Source organism: Providencia sp. PROV261 (assembly GCF_028477945.1).
Taxonomy (GTDB): domain Bacteria; phylum Pseudomonadota; class Gammaproteobacteria; order Enterobacterales; family Enterobacteriaceae; genus Providencia; species Providencia stuartii.
The window spans coordinates 1-1,071 of the sequence record NZ_JAMPMC010000107.1 but is presented as its reverse complement, the minus strand read 5'-3'; the positions used below and the strand labels follow the sequence as shown (position 1 = coordinate 1,071).

The 1,071-nt window shown below is 47.4% G+C and carries 1 protein-coding gene; it reads left to right on the top strand.

The features are described 5' to 3' along the window. Positions 1-1,071 (top strand): nucleotide sugar dehydrogenase (locus PR675_RS20890; protein ID WP_272582990.1); only part of this gene is annotated, 1,071 nt, incomplete at both ends.

Genomic DNA, 1,071 nt, shown 5'->3' with positions numbered 1-1,071 from the left:
TACAGGCTATGTGGGTCTGTCCAATGCCATGTTACTGTCACAACACCACGAAGTGGTGGCAGTCGATATCATTGCCGAAAAAGTGGCGATGCTTAACAACAAACAGTCGCCAATTATCGATACCGAAATCGAGCAATTTCTACGCGAAAAAACACTCAATTTCCGAGCGACACAAGATATTGTCGAAGCCTATACTGGCGCACAATATGTGATTGTGGCGACCCCCACTGACTATGACCCTAAAACCAACTACTTTAATACCAAGTCAGTGGAATCGGTCATTCACGACGTGCAGAAAATCAATCCTGCCGCCACTATCATTGTGAAATCCACCATTCCGGTTGGCTTTACTGAGCGCTTACGTGAAGAGTTTGGCTACACTAATGTGATTTTCTCGCCTGAGTTTTTACGCGAAGGCTGTGCACTTTGGGATAACCTGCACCCTTCCCGTATTGTGGTAGGGGAGCGCTCTGAGCGGGCAGCGATTTTTGCTAACTTGCTGCTGGAAGGAGCCATCAAGAAAGATGTTCCGGTGCTGTTTACTGACAGCACAGAAGCCGAAGCGATTAAACTGTTTGCAAACACCTACTTGGCTATGCGCGTCGCCTATTTCAATGAATTAGATACCTATGCAGAAAGCCGCGGTTTGAACGCACGACAAATTATTGAAGGGGTGTCATTAGACCCGCGTATCGGTAGCCACTACAACAACCCCTCTTTCGGTTACGGCGGGTATTGTCTCCCTAAAGACACCAAACAGTTGTTGGCAAACTACGATGATGTGCCGAATAACCTGATTAACGCCATTGTGGAGTCTAACCGCACACGTAAAGACTTTATTTCCGATGCGATTATTGCCAAAGCGCCACGTAAAGTGGGGGTATACCGTTTGGTGATGAAGGCAGGCTCTGATAATTTCCGTGCCTCTGCGGTGCAGGGCGTGATGAAACGTATTAAGGCCAAAGGTATCGAAGTGATTGTGTATGAGCCGGTGCTGAAAGAAGATGAGTTCTTCCGCTCGAAAGTCTACCGTGACCTTGAGGCCTTTAAAGCGGACAGCGACATTATTTT